At 74.6% G+C, this 1,675-nt stretch carries 2 protein-coding genes; both read right to left on the reverse strand.

Annotated features, from left to right (window positions below):
- Positions 1-316, reverse strand: a 316-nt coding sequence (locus tag AC1DXV_RS34380; RefSeq protein WP_477938015.1) for a UvrD-helicase domain-containing protein, incomplete at its 3' end; no start/stop codon positions are given.
- On the reverse strand, positions 313-1,675 hold a 1,363-nt coding region (locus tag AC1DXV_RS34385; protein WP_477938016.1), incomplete at its 5' end, for a RecB family exonuclease. The genes AC1DXV_RS34385 and AC1DXV_RS34380, both read right to left, overlap by 4 nt.

A 1,675-nucleotide genomic window follows, 5' to 3' on the forward strand; every position in this document is an offset into this window, starting at 1 on the left:
CCGGCGGCACGCCGCGCGCAACCAGCTCGGCGGCGCGCTTCGCGTCATCGGCCTGCGGCGACGCGAAATCGGCCAGCCACTGGTTGAGCCGCTCGCGCATCTCGCCGGCCGCCTTGCGGGTGAMGGTGATCGCGAGGATCTCCTGCGGGCGCGCGCCGTCGAGCAGCGCCCGCACGATGCGCGACACCAGCATCCAGGTCTTGCCCGCGCCGGCGCAGGCCTCGACGACGACACTGCGCTGCGGGTCGCAGGCGATCGCGTAGAACGCCTCGCGCGACACCGGGGCGCCGTCCGCCTGGTAGGCCGGGGCGTTCATCGCGCACTCCATTGGTCTTTGCGGCACAGGCCCCGGGCCTCGCAGAACTCGCAGACGCGGCCCTCGCCGAGCGCCGGCAGGCCCGCGCCGGCGCGGATGCGGGCCAGCTCGCCGGCGAGCCCCTCGACCAGCGCCTGCGCGCTCGCCTCGACCTCGGGATGCACCACCTGGCGGATCTCGTGGCCGGCATCGAGCAGCAGGTAGACGGCCTGCAGCGGCGCCTCGGTGTGCGGGCGCATCAGCGCGGCGTAGAACGCGAGCTGCGTGTCTTCGAGCGGCTGGCGCACCTGCTGGCGCAGCGCGCTCTCGCTGCCGGTCTTGTAGTCGATCAGCTCCAGCACCCGCGCACCGGCCTCGTGGCGGTGGTCGACGCGGTCGATGCGGCCGTGCAGCGTGACGGCCGCCGGCGCCGGCAGCTCGACCTCGTGCGCCTGCTCGCCTTCGGCCCATTCGATGCCCTGCGCATCGCGCTCGTGCAGCCACGCGACATAGCGCGGCGCGAGCTGCTCGAAGCTGGCGCCGTAGGGCAGGAAATCCTCGTCGGCGAGGCCGGCGCGGTCCTGCATCGTGCGGCCCAGTTGCAGCAGCCGTTCGGTCTCGTCGGCCGGCGTGCCGGGGGCGGAGCGGGTCTCGTGGAAGGCCTGCAGCACCGCATGCAGCCAGTTGCCGTAGTCGCGCTTCTCGACCTCTTCATCGAGCTCGCCGGGCTCGCGCAGCTTCAGCATGTGCAGCGCATGGAAGCGGTACGGGCAGGCGCGCAGCGCCTCGCAGGCGCTCGCCGACAGCTTGGCCGGCAGCAGCGCGCCGGCCGACGGTGCCGGCATGTAGACCGGCTGCGGCTCGATCGCCTGCGACGAGCGCGGATCGGCCCAGGCGTCGAGGCTGCGCGACACCTTCTGCAGCGCGAGCGACAGCCGCTCGACCAGCGGGCTGGCCGACAGCGGCTCGCTGCCGTCGACATGCCGGCGCAGCAGCGTGACCTGCGCGGCATGCATCGCATGCGCGAACGACAAGGCCTCGCGCTCGCGGCGGCTGGCCGCGCTCGGCAGGCCGAGCGCGACGGCCTGCGCATCGCTGATGAACGGCAGCGGATCGACGCCCGCACCCAGGTGGCGCTCGTCGGCCCCGGGCAGCACCAGCGCCGCGAACGGCCGCAGCGTGGCATGCGCGAGCGGCGTGATCACGACCGCCGGCTGCGGCGGCGCGGGCGGCACGAACGAGGCCTCCTCGAGCACGCCGTCGACCCACTGGCGCAGCTGCTCCAGCGTCATCGAGGTCTGGCCCGCCTGCGCCGGCCAGCCGCTGCCGTCCGCCAGCCGCAGCGCGGCCAGCACCTGGGCGCCGGCCGCATCCTCCGCC

It is taken from the genome of Rhizobacter sp. P3_C12, from assembly GCF_056402735.1.